The following is an 18,237-nucleotide window of genomic DNA, read 5'->3' as shown; positions in this document are numbered from 1 at the left end:
TATACTCCCAGCGTGCAATTGCCTCCAGGAGCGGTAGCCGATGACAGTGTTGCAGGACCTGAGGGTGCTGGTGGTCGAGAACGACGAAATGAGTGCGGCCCTGCTGCAGATGCAGCTGGTGCATGCCGGTGCGGTCGTGGTTGGCCTCGCAGCGAGTGTGTCCGAGGCCCTGCGGCTGCTGGAGCAGAGCACTCCTGACGTGGCCCTGCTGGATTACCGCCTGGCCCGCAACGAGACCAGTGAGCCGGTGGCTGCAGCGCTTTCAGCGCGTGGCATTCCGTTCGTGCTGGCCACCGGGATGCTGGCCGAGCAGCTGCCGGCGCCGATGTTGGCCGGCCTGCTGCTGGTCAAGCCGTACCTGTCGGCTGATCTGTCACGCGCGCTGGCGCGAGCGGTGGGTCGCTCCAGCGTCAAGGCCTGAGCCGTCCGTCACGGACCGGCAGGGGGATACTGCCGACGGCTGAATGCTCGCGTCTGCGAAGTTCGGCGGCAACCCCTGATCCAGGAACCCCGTCCAGGCGGGGTTTTTCAATTGCGTCCGGCGCTCAGCCCGCTTCCTCGTACACGTAACGGATCTCCTCGCGGTCATCGAGGATGCGGTACTGGCGCGCCAGGTCATCCGGTTCGGGGTTGAGCCAGGCGTCGAGGTGTTCCTTGCGGATCGGCACTACCCCGCGGTCATGCCCGGCAGCGGCGACGTCGCTGGGCGGTGCGTCGGTGATCGTGGCAAACGACAGCAGGCGGCCTTCCGGTCCTTCCCATTCTGCCCAGAGGCAGGCCAGCAGCAGGTCGCGGGGCGGATCGGGACGGAATTCGAGCACCACGTCCTGTTCCTTTTCGTCGGCACCGAGGGTGCGGCCGGCGATGGCGTGGCGGGGCACGTGCTCGTAGAACGCCTGTACCACCACCACGCCGTGGCGCAGTCCGAACGCACCCCGCCAGTAACCTTCCAGGCTGTCGCGCCGCGCATTGTAGGTGCCGGGGTAAAGCACGTCGTTGCGCGCCGGCTTGTCCGGCAGCCGGCACTGGTAGCGCATCGGCTTGATCACGCGCTGGCCGTTCTCGCTGACCATCACCGGTGCGTAGGTGCCGGGGAAAATGCGGTTGTCACGCGGCAGCAGCTGCACCCGATGCAGGTCTTCCAGCCGGGCCTGTGCGCGCTCGATGCGGTTACCGGCCACGCGCAGGTCGTTGCGCGCCTTCTGCGTGGGCCGGGTGGCCAGCGTGGCATGGGCAATATCGCGTCGTTCGCGTTGCCGGGCCAGTTCGGCCTCCAGGGCCTGTTGCTCCTGCGCATGCCATTGCTGGATCTTCGCCACGATGTCCCGCCCCTGTTCGGTACGCGCACCGGCGAATCCGTCATCCATCGCCTTCGGGGTCTTCGGCCGTTTCTTGCCCGGATCGTGTGCGTACAGTTCGGCGAAGTCCTCCAGCGACAGGATGGCGCCGAACTCGCGTACCAGTTTGGCGTAGTCAGCGCGGATCAGGGCGGAATAGCACATGGGACTCTGTGGGCCTGGGTCGCAGCGGCTGCGACGTGGATGCGGCAGGATAGCCCGACCCATCCGGAGATGCCGCATGAATGATTCCATCACCTGCCAGTTCCGCGAAGCCGTACCCACGGTCGAGGACTACTGCCAGTTGCGCGTGCTCGCAGGCCTCAGCGCCAAGTCCCGCGAAGCAGCCGCCCGCGCGCTGCCCAATACGCTGTTCGGCGTATGTGCCTACCAGGGCGCTGAACTGGTGGCGATGGGCCGTATCGTCGGCGATGGCGGCTGCCACCTGCAGGTCTGTGATATCGCGGTGCTGCCGCGATTGCAGGGGCAGGGCCTGGGCAAGGAGGTGATGCGGCGGCTGGACGGCTGGATGCAGGCCAACCTGCCGCCGTCGGCGTACGTCAGCCTGCTGGCCGATGGCGAGGCGCATCGGTTGTATGCGCAGTTTGGTTTCGAACCGACTGCCCCGGCATCGATCGGGATGTATCGGCGGTTCTGAGCCGTGGGCGGGGTGAAGCCATCCACGGGCAGGGCGGTTTGATGGCAGATCGCGGGAAAAGAAAAACCCCGGCCGAAGCCGGGGTTTTCAAGAATTGGCGTCCCCACGGGGATTCGAACCCCGGTCGCCACCGTGAAAGGGTGATGTCCTAGGCCTCTAGACGATGGGGACGCACGAAAACTTCAAGTTGTAGATCCTTCGACGGCCTAATGTCGAAGTGGTGGAGCCAAGCGGGATCGAACCGCTGACCTCCTGCATGCCATGCAGGCGCTCTCCCAGCTGAGCTATGGCCCCATGAAACTCCGGATATCTGCCGGGAGCAGAGTCCGTTTTGAAACTGGCGTCCCCACGGGGATTCGAACCCCGGTCGCCACCGTGAAAGGGTGATGTCCTAGGCCTCTAGACGATGGGGACGCACGAAAAACTTCAAGTTGTAGAACTTTCGACGGCCTAATGTCGAAAGTGGTGGAGCCAAGCGGGATCGAACCGCTGACCTCCTGCATGCCATGCAGGCGCTCTCCCAGCTGAGCTATGGCCCCGTGTTACCGAGCCGCCTATCATACCTGCGTGTTCACGTTTGTGGAAGTTTTTTTTGAACTTTTTCGTCCCGGTTCAACCGTTGCCACCAAGGGCAGGGGAACCGCAACGCCACAACCTGAATGCCGGTAGGCGGTGAACAAAAAGACCCGGTTATCGGCCGGGTCCTCGTTGTTCGTGATGAGTGGCGTCCCCACGGGGATTCGAACCCCGGTCGCCACCGTGAAAGGGTGATGTCCTAGGCCTCTAGACGATGGGGACGCAATTCTCATCAATGTTCTTTAGCGACCTTTCGACGGCCTAATGCCGAAAGATTGGTGGAGCCAAGCGGGATCGAACCGCTGACCTCCTGCATGCCATGCAGGCGCTCTCCCAGCTGAGCTATGGCCCCACGTCGCTGAGGAGCGAAATAATAGCCTTGCCCCAGAGGGTTGGCAAGCATTTGTTGCACTTTTCTTCACGCGCGTTGCGAAGGGAACGACGATCACACGTACTCAGTCGGCGCCGTCGGTCAGCGCCGCCAGGATTGGGCACTGATCCAGGGTGCCGTGGCCGGGGCAGGCGTCGACCAGCTGCGAGAGCGCGCTGTGCATGCGTTGCAGTTCAGCCATGCGCTGCGCGATGTCCTGCAGTCGGGCTTGCGCCGCGTTGCGCACGCTGCCCATGTCCTGCGGATGGCCATCACTGAGTGCCAGCAGTTCGGCGATTTGTTCCAGGCTGAAGCCCAGCGTCTTGGCGCGGCGGATGAAGCGCAGCCGGCGCAGGTCCTGCTCACCGAAGATGCGATAGCCCCCGGCCGAGCGTGCCGCGGTGGGCAGCAACTGCTGGCGCTCGTAGTAGCGCACGGTATCGATCGGTACGCCGGCCTGGCGCGCCAGTTGACCAATGTTCATGGCGGATTCCTGCGGATGCTGCCGGTCATTCTGAAGCCTGGAGTCAGGTCCAGGGTCAAGCTCCCGTCGCTGACGGCGCATTCAGCGCACTTTGCAACTTTCTTCATAGCCCCGCCGTCGTGGCAGTTCCTACCCTGCGCCTGAACCGGCCGCTGGATGGCCTGCAACGAACCGAGGAGATGCTCTGTGGAAGGATTCAGGAACGAGGGATTCGTAGAGGTCGCGGTGGTCGAGTACCCGGGAGGGGACCCGTCGGCGGCCTCGGTGCTGACCGAAATGGCACACGTCGCCAACCGGCTTGCCCAGCAGCAGCGTCGCCCGTTCAAGCGTGTCCTGGTGACCCGCTGGGTCGTGCCAGCCAGCCAGACCGGCGTGCATCGCGTTGCCGGCGCGGAGATGCTCGAGGCGGACATTCCCGCCGTGATCGCCGTGCCTGGCCAGATCAGTCAAGGCGTCTGCCTGCGCGCCGATGAGGTCCTGCTGGATTGGCTGCGCGCGCATTACGATGGCGGCAGTCTGCTGGCAGCTGCCAGCGATGGTGTCAGCATGCTGGCACGCGCGGGTCTGCTTGCCGGCCGCACCGTCAGTGGGCCGGACCTCGGGCGTCATCCGGGCCTGCAGGGACCGTCGGCCAGCTGGGTGCCCAGTGAGCGTGCGCTGGTCGACGACGGTGACCTGCTGACGGTGGCCGGTTCCCAGGCCTGGCGCTTCCTCGCCCTGCGCCTGCTGTACCGGCTGCACGGTCAGGGCGTGGCGAGCTCCGTGGCGCAGCAGCTGGGGATCACGGTGCCAGCGGCGATCCAGCAGGATCTGGAGCGTTTCAGTGCCAACTTCGCCCACGGCGATCGCGACGTACTGAAGGCGCAACGCTGGCTGCATACCACCGCTGCGCGTGGGGCCACGCTCGGAGCGATCTGCGAGGTTTCCGGACTGGAACCGCGGACTCTGCAGCGGCGCTTCCTGAAGGCCACCGGCCTGCGTCCGATCGAGTATTGCCAGCGGTTGCGTATCGCCAAGGCGCAGACATTGCTGCAGCAGGGGGCGGGTATCGATGAAGTGGCCTGGGGCGTGGGCTATGCAGACCAGAGCGCATTCCGCCGCCTGTTCCTGCGCATTGTCGGAATGACGCCGGCCAACTATCGCCGGCAGGTCAACAACAATCGGCGCGAACGACCGCTGTTGTCGTCGGTGGCGGGCAGCCTGCGCGGGCTGCAACCGGCGCCTGGCATGCAGATGCCGCGCAGCGCGGCCTGAAGCCTGCGGTGGGCGTCGCACTTGCAACCTGGGCGCGACGCTTTGACCATGCAGGCAACGAGATGATGTGACAGGTGGGTTGATGTCGAGTGTTGGACCGGTGCCGATGCCGGTGGTGCTGATCCTGATGTGCGTGCTTATGGCCATGGCGGTGGCCCACCTGTGGCCGCGGCCGAAGGACGGGATGGCAGTGCCTTCCGCGGCCAGCCTGGTCCTGGACATGTTGCTGATCGGCCTGCTGTGTGGACGCATCAGCTTCGTGGCCTTGAACTTCGCGCTCTACCGTGAGGCCCCCTGGAGCATCCTGCAGATCGCCGACGGTGGGTATCACCTTGCCGTCGTGCTGGTTGCGGGCCTGGCGTGGGGCACCTGGCGGCTGCGGCTGTGGCGCGCGTTGCGTGCGCCGGTGCTGGCGGGAGCCCTGGTGGGTGTGGTGCTGTGGGCGGCGGGCAGCCACCTGCTCGCAGCATGGCAGGAGCGGCGAATGCCGCTGCCGGCGGTCCAGGTGGCCGATCTGCAGGGGCGCAGGATCGACCTGCAGCAATTCCGTGGCAAACCGGTGGTGCTGAATCTCTGGGCCAGCTGGTGTGGTCCCTGCCGTCGCGAGATGCCGGTACTGGCATCCGCACAGCAGACCCACACTGACGTGCAGTTCGTGTTCCTCAACCAGGGAGAAACCCTGGACGAAGTGAAGGGTTTCATCGCATCCGAACAGCTCCGGCTGGGCAATGTATTGCTGGACGATACCGCCTCGGCGTCAACCGTGCTGGGTGTACAGGCCTATCCATCGACGCTGTTCTTCGACGCCGAAGGCCGCCTGCGTGAACTGCACCTTGGCGAACTGACGGCGGCGGGTCTTGAACACAAACTGCGCCGGCTGCGGTAGCCTGCGCGGGCATCTCACTACGGAGTTCCCATGTTGTCGACTTCCCTGCGCATCGCTTCGGCGGTGCTGTTGCTGCCGGTCATGCTGGCATTGGCCGCCTGCAGTCAGGCCCAGACCCCACCAGGCAAGGCAACGGCAGCGCCGGCAGCGAGCGCTCAGGCCCCAGCGGCCAAGGGCGAGCGCCCCGCAGTGCTGAAAGGCATCGAGAAGCACGGTTTTGAAGTCGTTGCCGAGTTCGATGCACCGGGTGGCCTGCGTGGATTCGCTGGCGTGGTGGGTGGGCAGCAACCGGCCGCAGCCTATGTCACCGCCGACGGCAAGCATGTGCTGGTAGGCAGCCTGTTCGATGCCGAGGGCAACGACGTGGCCGCCGAGGCGGTGGAGAAGCTGGTTTCAGCACCGATGTCGGCCAGGATGTGGACCAAGCTGGAGGCCAGTGCCTGGGTGCGTGACGGCAAGGCTGATGCGCCGCGCGTGGTCTATACCTTCAGTGATGCCAACTGCCCGTACTGCCACAAGTTCTGGGAAGCAGCGCGTCCGTGGGTCGACGCCGGCAAGGTGCAGTTGCGCCACATCATGGTCGGCGTGATTCGTGAGGACAGCCCGGCCAAGGCTGCGGCCATCCTGTCTGCGCGTGACCCGAGTGCGGCCTTGCTGGAAAACGAACACCAGTTCGACCGTGGTGGAATCAAGGCCCTGCCGAGCATCAGCCGCGAGATCGCCGGCAAGCTCGATGCCAACCAGGTGCTGATGATTGAAATGGGCTTCCAGGGCACGCCGGGCATCCTGTTCCAGGATGCACAGGGCCAGGTGCAGCGTCGCGCCGGCCTGCCACAGGGCGCTGACCTGCAGACGGTGCTGGGCCCGCGCTGACCGGCACCCACGCCGTGATGCGACATCACAGGCCCACATGGCAGCATGCGGGCCTGTTGCTTTTCGTCACCTGTGCGGGTGATGCAGGCTGCGCACCTCCTGTTCGTCGTCACGTCTGAATCGTGACTGACATCAAGCATCGCGCCTTGATTCCAATCAAGGCCAAAAACGACAGGCGGATTAGCCTGTGACGCATGGAATACAGCGTCAACGCGCCAGGGATGCCGCGCCTGACACGCCCTGAACCGGGGCAGTCGGCACAGCCATTCACGACGTTCTCACTCCCTGGTTGTTACCCAGACCGCTGCGGTCGCCACCTCTCCGGCAGTGCGGCCCTGATGGCGTCGATATCGGTACGGGCGGGGCAGTGTCATCGTCCTGTTGCCTGCCACGTGCAGGCTGGCCGGTGTCGTCGACGCAGTACCCGCATTTCCAGCAATGGCAACGCAATGTCGGAGCTGCGCCTGTGCGCGCGCCGTCAGTGCGCTGCGAATGTTCGTCCAGGGAGGATGCAATGCGCTTTGCGGTACTGAGTCTGGCCTGCCTGACCGCGCTGGCGGTCACGCCAGCCTATGCGCGGCAGAATGGCCAGGAGGATGCGCACGCATTGCGCCAGGAAATCGCTGCCATGCGACAGGCACTGGAGGGCATGCAGAAGCGCCTGGAACGGCTCGAACAACGCGAGGGCGCTGTCGCGGCCGCTGCGCAGGTAGCGGCGCCGGTGACACCACCTGGCAGCAGTGCCAACCTGCTGCATCCCACCCAGGTGCCGGGTGTGGCGCAACCGGTGCTGCCGCAGCGCGAATCGGTGGCCGATCCCTCAACAGCGGCCTCGCGTCCCGACAGCGCTGCTGGGCCGACCGACCCGGATCTGAAGGGCTTCTTTGCCATTCCAGGCACTGACACGGTGATCCGCATTGGCGGCTATGCCAAGCTCGATGCGATTGCCGATTCGCGTGCGGCCGGTGACGAGGATCAGTTCATCCCCTCATCGATGCCGGTGGGCGGCAGCCATCGCGATGTCTCCAATTTCAACATCCACGCCAAACAGACCCGCTTCAGCTTCGAGGCGCGGCGCCCGACCACGCACGGCAACCTGCGCTTCTACCTGGAGAATGATTTCTTCGGCAGCAGCGATGGCTACGCGTTCCGTCTGCGCCACGCGTATGGCCAGCTTGGCAATACCTATGCCGGCTACGGTTACTCCAGTTTCATGGACCCGGACAGCCTGCCCGACACGCTCGACTTCGCCGGTCCCGGCGGCGCCGGCTATCTGCTGGTGGCCGGCATCCACCACAGCTTCGCGATGGGCAAGGGCAACACCCTGACGCTGGCGGCCGAAGACCCCAGGACCGAACTGGCCGGTGCCAGTGATGAACGGGCCGCAGTGAACCGGCTGCCAGATGTGACCGTGACCGCACGCATGGAGCGCGACTGGGGCCATCTCCAGCTGGGCGCGGTGGCGCGCAGCCTGGCCTATGACGGTGACGGCGAGCGTGACCGGCGCATGGCCGGCGGCCTGCAGTTCAGTGGCTCGGCATCGGTAGGCGAGCGCGATCTGTTGCTGTTCGGCGCGCTCGGCGGGCGCGGCCTCAGCCGCTACACCGCGGACCTGACCGGCTCCGGGCTGGACGCGGTGGTCGGTGCCGATGGCCGTCTTGACGCGCTGGACCTGCACGGCGGCTTCGTCGGCTACACGCATTACTGGTCCGGGCTGTGGCGTTCGAACCTGATCTTCGGCCAGCTGACCCTGGAGCGGAACGCGGCACTCGCTGCCGACGCCTTCCGGCAGAGCCGATACGGCGTGTTCAACCTGATCTGGAGCCCGGCGCCGTCGTGGACGATGGGCATGGAGCTGCTGTACGGCCGCCTGGAACAGCAGGGCGGCGCGCGCGGCGACACGGTCCGGGTGCAGGGCAGCCTGCAATACAACTTCATCAAGTAAGCGCCAGCGGCGTTACGCCAGCGCAACCGTCCCCACGCCCGGCCGCACCGGGCTCATGCCAGTACCGGAGATTGTCATGGCAGAAGCAAAGAAAATCGGGGTGGTCGGAGCCACCTTCCTCGTCGCCGGCAACATGATGGGCTCAGGCGTGTTCCTGTTGCCGTCCAGCCTGGCCAAGATCGGTACCGCATCGATCTGGGGCTGGCTGATCACCACGGCCGGTGCGCTGTTGCTGGCCTTCGTATTCGCCAAGCTGGGCAAGCTGGCGCCGAAGGCGGGCGGCCCGTACGCGTATGCGCGTGACTGGTTCGGGCCCTACATGGGCTTCCAGACCAATACCATCTACTGGTTCGCCAACTGGATCGGCAACGTTGCCATCCCGATCGCCGCGGTGGGCTACTTCAGCTACTTCTTCCCGATCCTGTCCGAGCCGCTGGTGCGCTGCATCGCGGTGCTGATCCTGGTGTGGGCGCTGAGCTTTGCCAACGTGATCGGCCCGGCCTTCGTCAGCCGTGTGCAGACGGTCACCACCAGTTTCGCGCTGGTGCCGATCCTGGGCATCGCCATCTTCGGCTGGTTCTTCTTCGATGCCGACATCTTCAAGGGCGCCTACAACGTGTCCGGTGAGTCCAACTTCGGCGCGATCTCCAGTGCCGCGGCACTGACCCTGTGGGCCTTCATCGGTGTCGAATCGGCTTCGGTCACGGCTGGCGTGGTCGAGAACCCGGAGAAGAACGTGGCCCGCGCCACCCTGGCCGGCGTGTTCCTGGCGGCCATCGCCTACATCGCCAGCTCCTCTGTGATCATGGGCATGGTGCCGAACTCGGAACTACAGGTGTCCGACGCACCGTTCGCGCTGGCGGCGGCCAAGGCGGTCGGCGGCTGGGGCGGCGCGCTGGTCAGCCTGTGCGCCTTCATCGGCGCCGCCGGCTCGCTGGGTGGCTGGATCCTGCTGACCGCGCAGAGTGCCAAGGCGGCCTCGGATGATGGCCTGTTCCCAAGCATCTTCAGCAAGACCAACAAGGACGACGTGCCGGTCAAGGGCGTGCTGATCGTGGCCGTGCTGATGACCCTGGCGGTGCTGGTGACGTCTACCTCGGAAACCGCGTCGGCCCAGTTCGACGTGATCACGTCGGCGGCCGTGGTGCTGACCCTGCTGCCCTACATCTACTCGTGCGTGGCCTGCTACTTCGTGGTCGAGCGTTCGCACACCCTGGTCCATACCGGTGCGTTCTGGACCCTCACCAGCCTGACCGTCGTGTACTGCCTGTGGGCAATCTACGGCTCGTCGGGAACCATTGTGCAGTACGCCTTCCTGTTCGTGCTGTTCATCACCGTGTTCTATCCCTTCTTCAGCGAGGAGCGCCGCCAGCAGCGGCAGCGCGCCCGCGAGGCATCGGCCATCAGCGCCGGCGCCCAGCGTTCCTGAGTTCGACAAGGAGAATCAACGTGTACTTCAAGTCCCTGGACTACCCGGTCATTGTCATCGACAACGACTACGAGTCGCCGCGCATCGGCGGCATCCTGATCCGCGCCCTGGTGGAAGAGCTGCGCAGCAACGACCAGCGGGTGCTGTGCGGGCTGAACCTGGATGATGCGCGTGCCGGAGCCCGTACCTACGTGGCGGCCTCGGCGGTGCTGATCTCGATCGATGGCAGCGAAGAGGTGGATGGCGAGTTCCAACGCCTCACCGCCTTCCTGCGCGAGCAGAGTGCGCGCCGCGCCAACCTGCCGGTGTTCCTGTACGGCGAGCGCCGCACCATCGAAAAGGTGCCGAGCAAGCTGCTCAAGTACATCCACGGCTTCATCTTCCTGTTTGAAGACACCAAGAGCTTCATCTCGCGGCAGGTGATGCGCGCGGCCGAAGACTACATGAAGAATCTCTTGCCGCCGTTCTTCAAGGCGCTGATCCATCATGCGGCAGAGTCGAACTACTCCTGGCATACGCCGGGCCATGCAGGCGGCGTGGCATTCACCAAGTCGCCGGTCGGCCGTGCGTTCCACCAGTTCTACGGAGAGAACACCCTGCGCAGCGATCTGTCGATCTCGGTGCCGGAACTGGGCTCACTGCTGGATCACACCGGCCCGATCAAGGATGCCGAGGAAGAGGCGGCGCGCAACTTCGGTGCCGACCATACCTTCTTCGTCACCAATGGCACCTCCACCGCCAACAAGATCGTCTGGCATGGCACGGTGGCCCGCGGCGACGTGGTGTTCGTCGACCGCAACTGCCACAAGTCGCTGCTGCACGCGCTGATCATGACCGGCGCGGTGCCGGTGTACTTCACCCCAAGCCGCAACGCACACGGCATCATCGGCCCGATCAGCCTGGATCAGTTCACGCCGGAGTCGCTGCAGCAGCGCATTGCTGCCAACCCGCTGGCCAGCCAGGCCTACAAGGCCGGTTCCAAGCCGCGCATTGCGGTGGTCACCAACTCGACCTACGACGGCCTGTGCTACAACGCCGAGAAGATCGCCGACGAAATCGGCAGCGCGGTCGACTTCCTGCACTTCGACGAAGCCTGGTACGCCTACGCCGCGTTCCATCCGTTCTATGAGAACCACTACGGCATGGCCAAGGGCAAGCCGCGCGAGCAGGATGCGATCATCTTCACCACGCACTCCACCCACAAGCTGCTGGCCGCGTTCTCGCAGGCGTCGATGATCCACGTACGCAACTCGGCGCAGCGCGACCTGGATGCCGAGCGCTTCAACGAGTCGTTCATGATGCACACCTCGACCAGCCCGCATTATGGGGTGATCGCGGCCTGTGACGTGGCCTCGAAGATGATGGAGGGCGAGGCCGGCCGTTCGCTGGTGCAGGAAATGCATGACGAGGCGATCGCCTTCCGCCGCGCGATGCTGCACGTGCGTGACGACCTCGGGCGCGACGACTGGTGGTTCAGTGTGTGGCAGCCGACCAAGGTCGAGCGCAGCCTGGACAAGGGCGATACGCCGGCGCCGCTGGTGGCCAAGCGCGAGGAGTGGTACCTGCAGCCGGACGCGCACTGGCACGGCTTCGAGAATCTGGTCGATGACTACGTGCTGATCGACCCGATCAAAGTGACCCTGCTGACCCCAGGCCTGACGATGGACGGCAGCATGGGCACGCTGGGCATTCCGGCGGCGGTGCTGAGCAAGTTCCTGTGGGGCCGCGGCATCACTGTGGAGAAGACCAACCTGTATTCGGTACTGTTCCTGTTCTCGATGGGCATCACCAAGGGCAAGTGGAGCACGCTGGTCACCGAGCTGATGGCCTTCAAGGAGCTGTACGACTGCAACGCGCCGCTGAGCCAGGCATTGCCGACGCTGGCGGCGGACTATCCGATTGCCTACGCTGGCTGGGGACTGCGTGACCTGTGCGATGCATTGCACGCGTTCAACCAGGAATTCGAGGTCGCCAAGGTGATGCGCGAGATGTACGTGGATCTGCCGACGCCGGTGATGACCCCGGCCGATGCCTACAACCACCTGGTGAAGGGCGAGATCGAGCGGGTCGACATCGAGCAGCTCAGTGGTCGCGTCGCGGCGACCATGCTGGTGCCGTATCCGCCGGGCATTCCGACCATCATGCCGGGCGAGCGATTCGGCGACAGCGACGAACCGATCATCCAGTCTCTGCGTATTGCCCGTGAACAGAATGCGCGCTTCCCGGGCTTCGAGTCGGATGTGCACGGGCTCATCATCGAGCACGATGGCGATGTGACCTCGTACAAGGTGGAGGTGCTGAAGGCCTGACCGGCGACGGTCGGCCCTTCGGCGAGCGATGGATACCGCGCGCGAGCAACGCATCCTGAAGTTCTCCATCGGGGTGACCATCGCGGTGAGCGCGGTCGGCTTCATCGGTGGCCTGCTGGTGGGATCGCAGGCGATCCTGTTCGACGGCGTGTACAGCCTGGTCGACGTTGCCTTGACCCTGGTGTCGTTGTCGGTACTGCGGCTGGTGGCGCGGGAGCAGAGCCCGCGCTTCCAGTACGGCTATTGGCACCTGGAGCCGATGGTCGAGGCACTCGGCGGCGTGATCCTGTCGCTGGCCTGCGTGTATGCGCTGGCCAACGCGGTCATTGGCTTGACCACGGGCGGGCATGAGGTGAAATTCGGGCCCGCGCTGTGGTGGGCGGCGCTGCTGAGTGCCAGCAACCTGGCAATGGCGACGTTCGTCGCGCAGCGTGCGCGGCACCTGCGCTCGGCGCTGTTGTGGCTGGATGTAAGAGGCTGGTTGCTGGGTGGGTTGATGAGCCTGGCGGTGGTGCTGGCCTTCGTGCTGGCCCTGGCCCTGCATGGCGGCAAGTGGCACCACTGGGTCCCGTACCTGGATTCGATCGTGCTGGCGTTGATCAGCCTGGCGGTACTGCCAGTGCCGGCGCGCAGTGCATGGAAGGCCATGCGCGAAGTGCTGCAGGTGGCGCCGGATGACCTGGACCGGCGCGTGCAGCAGGTGATGCAGGCGTTCGTGTCCGAGCGTGGCTATGCCGGTTTCACCAGCCACGTGGCGAAGATGGGGCGGATGCGCTTCATCGAGATCCATGTGCTGGCAGACCCCGGCACGCCATTGGGCTCGGTGGGCGAGGTTGATGCGATGCGCGATGAGATCGCCGTGCGGCTGGATGCGCGGGGCAGCACGTTCTGGTTGACCATCGATTTCACTGCGGATCCGGCGTGGACGTAGCCCTGCCTCTTTCGCGCCGGGGCCTCGTCCGGCCAGGTTCTGTTCCCCTGTAGAGCCGAGCCCATGCTCGGCTGTCGTTCGCGTGGAGCGGCCGAGCCGGCCCGGCCTCGCGATCGTTGCACACGGCGGACTGCTCTGTTGCGCCGGATGTGTTTGACCTGAACCTGGGTTGAGGTTGCAGACTGCAGCACAGTTCCACAACGCCTAGCGCAGGTAGTACTCCACCGGCACCACCAGTTCCTGTGGTGCCTTCAGTTCATCGGGAATGGGCGGTAGTGGCTGCGCGCGGCGGAAGGTCTGCAGTGCGGCGCCGTCAAGCATCGGTTGGCCACTGGACTGCTCCAACCGCAGGGCCAGCAGGCGTCCCTCGCGATTGATGCTGGCCCTGACCCAGGCAGTGCCCTGCTGGCGCCGTGCGCGGGCCGCAGCAGGGTAGTAGCGATAGCGCTCCAGCCGCGCCATCAGGCGGGCTTCCCACTGGTCGCTGGCGGCGCCGGCCTGGAAGTCCGCCGGTGGGGCGTCGGGAGCGGGCGGCGCGGCCGTGACCGATGCCGGTGCGGGACTTGCATCGGTCGCGGCCGCAGGCGGGGCGACCGGCAGGGCTTGCCGGCCAGCGCCACCGCGTTCGCTGGCGGCTACCTCGCCCTCGCGTGCGGCGGTGGGTTTCGGTGGAGGGGGCGACTTCGTGGGTCGGGATGCGCGGGCCTGCTGCGCCTGGCTGGGGGTGTCGGCTTGGCGTTCTTCCAGTGGCTGAGGCGGCGTTGCCGGTGCCAGCAGGCGCAGGCTGATGCGCACGTCCTTCTCCGGCGGCGTCGGCAATGGCGGCGCGGCCACCCAGTGCACCAACAGCAGCAGGGGCAACAGGTGAAGCCCGATGCTGATGGCGATCGCCTGCCAGTGTTGGCCGCGCTCACTCATCGTCCAGCACCCATAGCAGGTCGGCGTCGGTCGCATCGACGGATGCACCGACTGAAGCGAGCGCGATCACCAGCGCTGGTGTGCCCGCTGGCAGGTAGCCCGGCATGCCAGTACCGCGCAGTACATGCCAGCGACCGGCCAACAGCAGCGTGGGTGCCGCGGCTCAGGTTGTGGGCGACGCGGTACAGGTAGGCGCGGCCATTGCTCAGCAGGCCACTGGCGGCGATTCTGACGACGCGCAGCCAGGTCTCCTGGACGACATCATCGGCGTCGCTGCGTTGCGGGAGTTTACGGCGGACATGGGCGTGCAGCGGCCGGTAGTGGGCCGCGCACAGTTGCGCGACATCCGTCGGTTTGACAGGCGTGGACACGGGGCGGGCGACAACTGGGAAAGGGAACAGCCTGCGGCGGCAAGGGCAGCGGCTACACCTTACAGCAAAAGAGAATCATTTGCATCCATGGACGCGAGGCGCGGCATGCGTGGCCGACTGCGAGGTCAGCGCGGACGAAAGTCGCAGTGGATCTGCAGGGCTTCGGTGGGGTTGTGATGCAGCTCGAAACCGCAGTGCTGGAGGCTGCGCTTCACCCGGGCGATCGCTTCGGCATGGCGGGCGGTGCGACGATGTTGCCAGCGCGGCGGGGTGAACACGTCCAGTGGCAGCAGCCGCAGCCGCTTGCCGTGCAACACCACTGAGACATCGATATGACGGCCATCGATGTCGTGGCCGTTGGCGCCGAAGATGGCATCGACTTCATCATGGCGCTGCGGATAGCAGGCGCGGAACACTGCGATGCCGAGCCAACGCACGCCACGACGGAAGCTGCCGAGCCAGCTGTGGCTGGGTTCGAAGCCGCGCGTGACGAGCAGGCCCAGCCCGGCGGGCAGCAATGCCTGCGCGTCGAGCAGGCGTTGCAGTGCCTCTTCTTCCAGCTGGATGCGGGTGGAGGGCCAGCGCGGTGCGATGAGCAGTGCGTGGTGGCGGCCGCGTTGCAGGGTCAGCATGGGTCAAGCCTCGCATGCGGGCGAACAGCCGGGGTAGTGCCGGCCGCTGGCCGGCAAATCTGTTCCCCGTCGGGTGCCGGCCAGCGGCCGGCACTACCGTGACGATCGTCAGAGGTCGCGGTACTGGGTCTGCGAAGCCAGTACGCGCAGGCCATCGGCATTGCTGGACAGGATGCGCTCTTCGCTGATGCCTTTCTGCCGTTTCAGCTGGAAGCCCTGGGCTGCAGGCAGCTGCGCGGCGATGCTGTCCATGCGCTGCAGGGCATCAGGCCCGCTGCAGTCGAAGTGGCCCCAGTAGGCGCCATCGCGGTGGATCTGCAATCGGTAGTTCATCGCGGTAGCTCCGGCAGGTCCTGCAGCCAATGGTCGAACATCGCGGTGGCGGCCGCGGCCAGTGGCGCGCCATAGCGACGCGCCTGCGTGCGCAGGTCGTTCGGATCGATGCCGGCCTGCGCCAGTTCCAGGGTGTGACCGATCAGCCAGCGCTCGAACTGGCGCGCGTCCAGCTCCGGATGGCATTGCAGTGCCAACGCATGGTTACCGATGGCAAAGGCCTGATGGCGGCAGGCCGGCGTACTGGCCAGGCGGCGTGCACCCGCCGGGAGTTCGAACGCCTCGCCATGCCAATGCAGTACCGGAATGCCCTGCAGGGCCTGCAGTGGCGAGCGCTGGCCGTCATCGGTGAGCAGCAGCGGCGAAAAGCCGATCTCCTTGCCGCCACTGGCGGCGACGTCGGCACCGAGTGCACGCGCCATCAGCTGCGCGCCCAGGCAGATGCCCAGCGTGGGCCGCTGCTGCTGCAGCCGACATTGCAGCAGCGCGATGCTGTCATTGAGGAAGGGATAGAGATCAACGTCGTTGACGCTGACCGGACCGCCCAGCACCACCAGCAGGTCGGCGGCTTCGGCCGGATCGAGGGCGTCGACACCGGCTTGCAGCACCTGCAGCTGCCAGCCCTGTGCCATCAGCAGAGGCTGCAGGGTGCCGAGGTCTTCAAAGGCGACGTGTTGCAGGACGACCGCGTGCTTCATGCCAGGGCTCCATTGCTGGGCCAGTAGAAACTGTCCGGGGTGGCGCGTGCGCCGAAGATGGCCTGCCCGACGCGGACCACGGTGGCACCTTCCTCGATGGCCACTTCGAAGTCACCGGACATGCCCATCGACAGCTGCGACAGGTCGATGCCGGGAGGTGCAGTGCGCTGCAGCTGGTCGCGCAGTTCGCTCAGGCGCACGAAGCAGGCACGCACGCGCTCGACCTCGGGGGTGAAGATGGCCAGCGTCATCAGGCCGCGTACGTGCAGGCGGTCGAACGCTGGAAGCTGCTGCACAAAGGCCTCGACGGCAGCGGGTTCCAGACCGTACTTGCTGGGTTCGGCGGAGGTGTTGACCTGTACGAACACATCGAGCGTGCGGTCTTCCAGCTGCAGGCGCTGCTGCAGCGCTTCGGCCACGCGCAGGCTGTCAAGCGCCTGGAACTCGCTGGCGAAGCGCGCCACGTAGCGCGCCTTGTTGGTCTGCAGATGCCCGATCACCGACCAGTGCACGCCCAGATCGGCCATCGTCTCGGCCTTGCGCTGCGCCTCCTGCACCTTGTTCTCGCCCAGCTCGCGGCAACCGGCGGCCACCGCCATGCGGATGCGGGCGTCATCGACGGTCTTGCTGACCGGCAGCAGGCGCACGCTGGCCGGGTCCCGGCCGACGCGGGCGCAGGCAGCGGCGATGCGTTGGCGCACCGTGACCAGGTTGGCGGCGATCTGTTCAACGGACTGGGCGATGGGCCAGTCGGCGGCGGCAAGGGGCATGCGGGCACCTCCAATGCAGGATGGCCAGGGTGGGATACACTGGCACAGGACAAGAATTATTTTGGCATAGGACAAAATGAAAATCACCGGGCATAGCGCCGAGTCGATCTTCGACAGCATCCGTGATGGCATCGGCAAGGGCCGCCTGCCGGCGGGCAGCGTGCTGCCGCCGGTGCGCGAACTGGCCGATCAGCTGGGGGTCAATCGCAACACCGTGGCTGCCGCCTACAAGCGACTGGATGCGGCCGGCCTGGCCAGTACCGCGGGCCGACGCGGCACGGTGGTGCGTGGCCTACCGCCGACGCTGGCGCGCGAGGGCAGTACGCCGGGGTTGGCGCTGCAGGACCTGGCCGGTGGCAACCCGGATCCTCGCCTGCTGCCCAGCCTGCGCCTGGCCCCGGCGGCGCCACGGCTGTATGGCGTGGGCACGGTCGACCCGAGGTTGCAGGCGTTGGCACGCGCCTCGCTGGATGCGGATTGCCCCGAGGGGTACGCGCTGGAGCTGACCCATGGCGCGGTCGATGGCATCGAGCGCCTGTTGGCGGCATGGCTGCTGCCGGGGGATCGCATCGCGGTGGAGGATCCATGCTTCCTCGGCAGCCTCAATGTGCTCAATGCCGTGGGCCATGTGCCGTTGCCGGTGACGGTGGATGCGCATGGCATGCAGGTTGAATCGCTGCGACAGGCGCTGGAGGCCGGGGCACGCGCGGTGCTGCTGACCCCGCGTGCGCACAACCCGACCGGGGCCAGCCTGGATGCGAAGCGGGCACGGGCGTTGCGCCAGCTGCTGGCGGCCTACCCGCAGGTGGCGGTGCTGATCGATGACCACTACGCACTGCTCTCGCAGCAGGCCTACCACTCGGTACTGCCGCTGGATGGCCGGCGCTGGGCGCTGCTGCGTTCGCTGTCCAAGCCGCTCGGCCCCGACCTGCGCCTGGCCTGGCTGGCCTGTGATGACGAGACCGCGATGCGGTTGCGGTTGCGGTTGGCGTCCGGCATCGGCTGGGTCAGTCATCTGCTGCAGGATGCCGCCACTTCGGTGCTGGCCTCGGCGCCGCAGCGGGCGAAGATCGTCTCGGCAGGCGAGCGGTACCAGCAGCGCCTGCAGTCGCTACAGGAACTGCTGCGCGCGCGTGGTGTGCCGACGCCGTTGCCGATGGAGGGATTGAACCTGTGGCTGCCGTTGCCGGCCGACAGCCATCCACAGGTACTGGCGCTGGCTGCGCGCGGATGGCATGTGCGTGCTGGCGAAGTGTTTGCGGTGGCTGCACCAGGGCATGGCCTGCGCATCACCTGCGCGGCGCTGGGGGCGGCGCAGCTGCGGCAGCTTGCCGATGACCTGGCGGCGGTGTGTGGTCTGTAGCGTCGAGCCATGCTCGACGTTGTTTCGCCTTTGTAGCGCGGAGCCATGCTCGGCTGCTGTTGGTAGAAGCAGCCGAGCATGGCTCGGCGCTACAGAAGCA

17 protein-coding genes, 6 tRNA genes and 2 pseudogenes are annotated in these 18,237 nt (G+C 66.1%); 10 read left to right on the top strand and 15 right to left on the bottom strand.

The features are described 5' to 3' along the window. Positions 1–40 precede the first annotated feature (40 nt). A complete protein-coding gene (locus ACUDTM_RS04855; protein WP_061479069.1) occupies positions 41–421 on the top strand; it encodes a response regulator in 381 nt (126 codons plus the stop codon). Positions 422–545: 124 nt separating this feature from the next. On the opposite strand, the gene ACUDTM_RS04850 is transcribed toward ACUDTM_RS04855, so the two are convergent. Then, positions 546–1,502: an SOS response-associated peptidase family protein gene (locus ACUDTM_RS04850; protein WP_329847473.1), complete on the bottom strand. Its 957-nt coding sequence runs from the start codon at positions 1,500–1,502 to the stop codon at positions 546–548. A 76-nt stretch (positions 1,503–1,578) separates the two neighbouring features. Here ACUDTM_RS04850 and ACUDTM_RS04845 point away from each other — a divergent pair, with 76 nt between their 5' ends. Then, on the top strand, positions 1,579–1,995 hold the full coding sequence (locus ACUDTM_RS04845) for a GNAT family N-acetyltransferase (RefSeq protein WP_072167443.1): 417 nt from the start codon (positions 1,579–1,581) through the stop codon (positions 1,993–1,995). A 95-nt stretch (positions 1,996–2,090) separates the two neighbouring features. On the opposite strand, the gene ACUDTM_RS04840 is transcribed toward ACUDTM_RS04845, so the two are convergent. The 7 genes from ACUDTM_RS04840 to ACUDTM_RS04810 all read right to left on the bottom strand — a co-directional run bounded on the left by ACUDTM_RS04840 (position 2,091) and on the right by ACUDTM_RS04810 (position 3,425). Continuing rightward, positions 2,091–2,166 (bottom strand) — tRNA-Glu (locus ACUDTM_RS04840). 47 nt (positions 2,167–2,213) lie between these two features. Next, a tRNA-Ala gene (locus tag ACUDTM_RS04835) sits at positions 2,214–2,289 on the bottom strand. A 44-nt stretch (positions 2,290–2,333) separates the two neighbouring features. Continuing rightward, positions 2,334–2,409 (bottom strand) — tRNA-Glu (locus tag ACUDTM_RS04830). Between the two features lie 49 nt (positions 2,410–2,458). Next, positions 2,459–2,534, bottom strand: a tRNA-Ala gene (locus ACUDTM_RS04825). A 183-nt stretch (positions 2,535–2,717) separates the two neighbouring features. Further along, positions 2,718–2,793, bottom strand: a tRNA-Glu gene (locus ACUDTM_RS04820). Between the two features lie 54 nt (positions 2,794–2,847). Further along, positions 2,848–2,923 (bottom strand) — tRNA-Ala (locus ACUDTM_RS04815). A gap of 103 nt (positions 2,924–3,026) precedes the next feature. After that, a complete protein-coding gene (locus tag ACUDTM_RS04810; RefSeq protein WP_088496180.1) occupies positions 3,027–3,425 on the bottom strand; it encodes a heavy metal-responsive transcriptional regulator in 399 nt (132 codons plus the stop codon). Positions 3,426–3,611: 186 nt separating this feature from the next. Between ACUDTM_RS04810 and ACUDTM_RS04805 the strand changes: the two genes are divergently transcribed. The 7 genes from ACUDTM_RS04805 (at position 3,612) to ACUDTM_RS04775 (ending at position 13,052) form a co-directional block, all read left to right on the top strand. Beyond that, on the top strand, positions 3,612–4,679 hold the full coding sequence (locus ACUDTM_RS04805; protein ID WP_227837751.1) for a GlxA family transcriptional regulator: 1,068 nt from the start codon (positions 3,612–3,614) through the stop codon (positions 4,677–4,679). Positions 4,680–4,761: 82 nt separating this feature from the next. Further along, positions 4,762–5,565, top strand: coding sequence for a TlpA disulfide reductase family protein (locus ACUDTM_RS04800; protein ID WP_111201503.1), 804 nt, complete (start codon positions 4,762–4,764; stop codon positions 5,563–5,565). 30 nt (positions 5,566–5,595) lie between these two features. Further along, complete coding sequence (gene dsbG / locus ACUDTM_RS04795; RefSeq protein ID WP_088496182.1) at positions 5,596–6,438, top strand: thiol:disulfide interchange protein DsbG; 843 nt, start codon at positions 5,596–5,598, stop codon at positions 6,436–6,438. Between the two features lie 514 nt (positions 6,439–6,952). Beyond that, the gene (locus ACUDTM_RS04790; RefSeq protein WP_188240870.1) at positions 6,953–8,383 is read left to right on the top strand and encodes a DcaP family trimeric outer membrane transporter; all 1,431 of its coding nucleotides are present in this window, start codon (positions 6,953–6,955) and stop codon (positions 8,381–8,383) included. Positions 8,384–8,459: 76 nt separating this feature from the next. Beyond that, positions 8,460–9,812 (top strand): arginine/agmatine antiporter, encoded by a 1,353-nt coding sequence (gene adiC, locus ACUDTM_RS04785; RefSeq protein WP_049415369.1) that lies wholly within the window; start codon positions 8,460–8,462, stop codon positions 9,810–9,812. 20 nt (positions 9,813–9,832) lie between these two features. After that, entirely contained in the window at positions 9,833–12,121 is a 2,289-nt protein-coding gene (locus tag ACUDTM_RS04780) for an Orn/Lys/Arg family decarboxylase (RefSeq protein ID WP_111201501.1), read from the top strand. A 28-nt stretch (positions 12,122–12,149) separates the two neighbouring features. Further along, positions 12,150–13,052 (top strand): cation diffusion facilitator family transporter, encoded by a 903-nt coding sequence (locus ACUDTM_RS04775; protein WP_072167450.1) that lies wholly within the window; start codon positions 12,150–12,152, stop codon positions 13,050–13,052. 204 nt (positions 13,053–13,256) lie between these two features. Here ACUDTM_RS04775 and ACUDTM_RS04770 read toward each other — a convergent pair whose 3' ends face one another. The 7 genes and pseudogenes from ACUDTM_RS04770 to ACUDTM_RS04740 form a co-directional block, all read right to left on the bottom strand. Further along, a complete protein-coding gene (locus ACUDTM_RS04770) occupies positions 13,257–13,970 on the bottom strand; it encodes an energy transducer TonB family protein (RefSeq protein WP_072167451.1) in 714 nt (237 codons plus the stop codon). Beyond that, positions 13,963–14,133 (bottom strand): annotated as a pseudogene (locus ACUDTM_RS04765) (ChaN family lipoprotein); the annotation flags it as partial. The pseudogene ACUDTM_RS04765 and the gene ACUDTM_RS04770, both read right to left, overlap by 8 nt. 1 nt (position 14,134) lies before the next feature. Then, positions 14,135–14,341: pseudogene (locus tag ACUDTM_RS04760) on the bottom strand (RNA polymerase sigma factor); the annotation flags it as partial. A 125-nt stretch (positions 14,342–14,466) separates the two neighbouring features. Then, positions 14,467–14,973 carry a hypothetical protein gene (locus ACUDTM_RS04755; protein ID WP_111007676.1) on the bottom strand — a complete coding sequence of 169 codons (507 nt, stop codon included), beginning with the start codon at positions 14,971–14,973 and terminating at the stop codon, positions 14,467–14,469. A 108-nt stretch (positions 14,974–15,081) separates the two neighbouring features. Next, positions 15,082–15,306: a hypothetical protein gene (locus tag ACUDTM_RS04750; protein ID WP_088497903.1), complete on the bottom strand. Its 225-nt coding sequence runs from the start codon at positions 15,304–15,306 to the stop codon at positions 15,082–15,084. Next, positions 15,303–16,004, bottom strand: a complete 702-nt coding sequence (locus tag ACUDTM_RS04745) for a glutamine amidotransferase (RefSeq protein WP_072167454.1) — start codon at positions 16,002–16,004, stop codon at positions 15,303–15,305. Before ACUDTM_RS04745 ends, ACUDTM_RS04750 begins: the two co-directional genes overlap by 4 nt. Further along, positions 16,001–16,774 (bottom strand): YggS family pyridoxal phosphate-dependent enzyme, encoded by a 774-nt coding sequence (locus ACUDTM_RS04740; protein WP_353080428.1) that lies wholly within the window; start codon positions 16,772–16,774, stop codon positions 16,001–16,003. The genes ACUDTM_RS04745 and ACUDTM_RS04740 overlap by 4 nt, the downstream gene beginning before the upstream one ends. 76 nt (positions 16,775–16,850) lie before the next feature. On the opposite strand from ACUDTM_RS04740, the gene ptsJ reads away from it, so the two are divergent. After that, positions 16,851–18,137, top strand: a complete 1,287-nt coding sequence (gene ptsJ / locus ACUDTM_RS04735) for a MocR-like B6 salvage transcription factor PtsJ (protein ID WP_334271341.1) — start codon at positions 16,851–16,853, stop codon at positions 18,135–18,137. Positions 18,138–18,237: the final 100 nt, after the last annotated feature.

The organism is Stenotrophomonas maltophilia group sp. vghtpe118 (assembly GCF_052605195.1).
The sequence above is the reverse complement of the archived record's forward strand: the minus strand, read 5'-3'. Positions and strand labels throughout refer to the sequence as shown.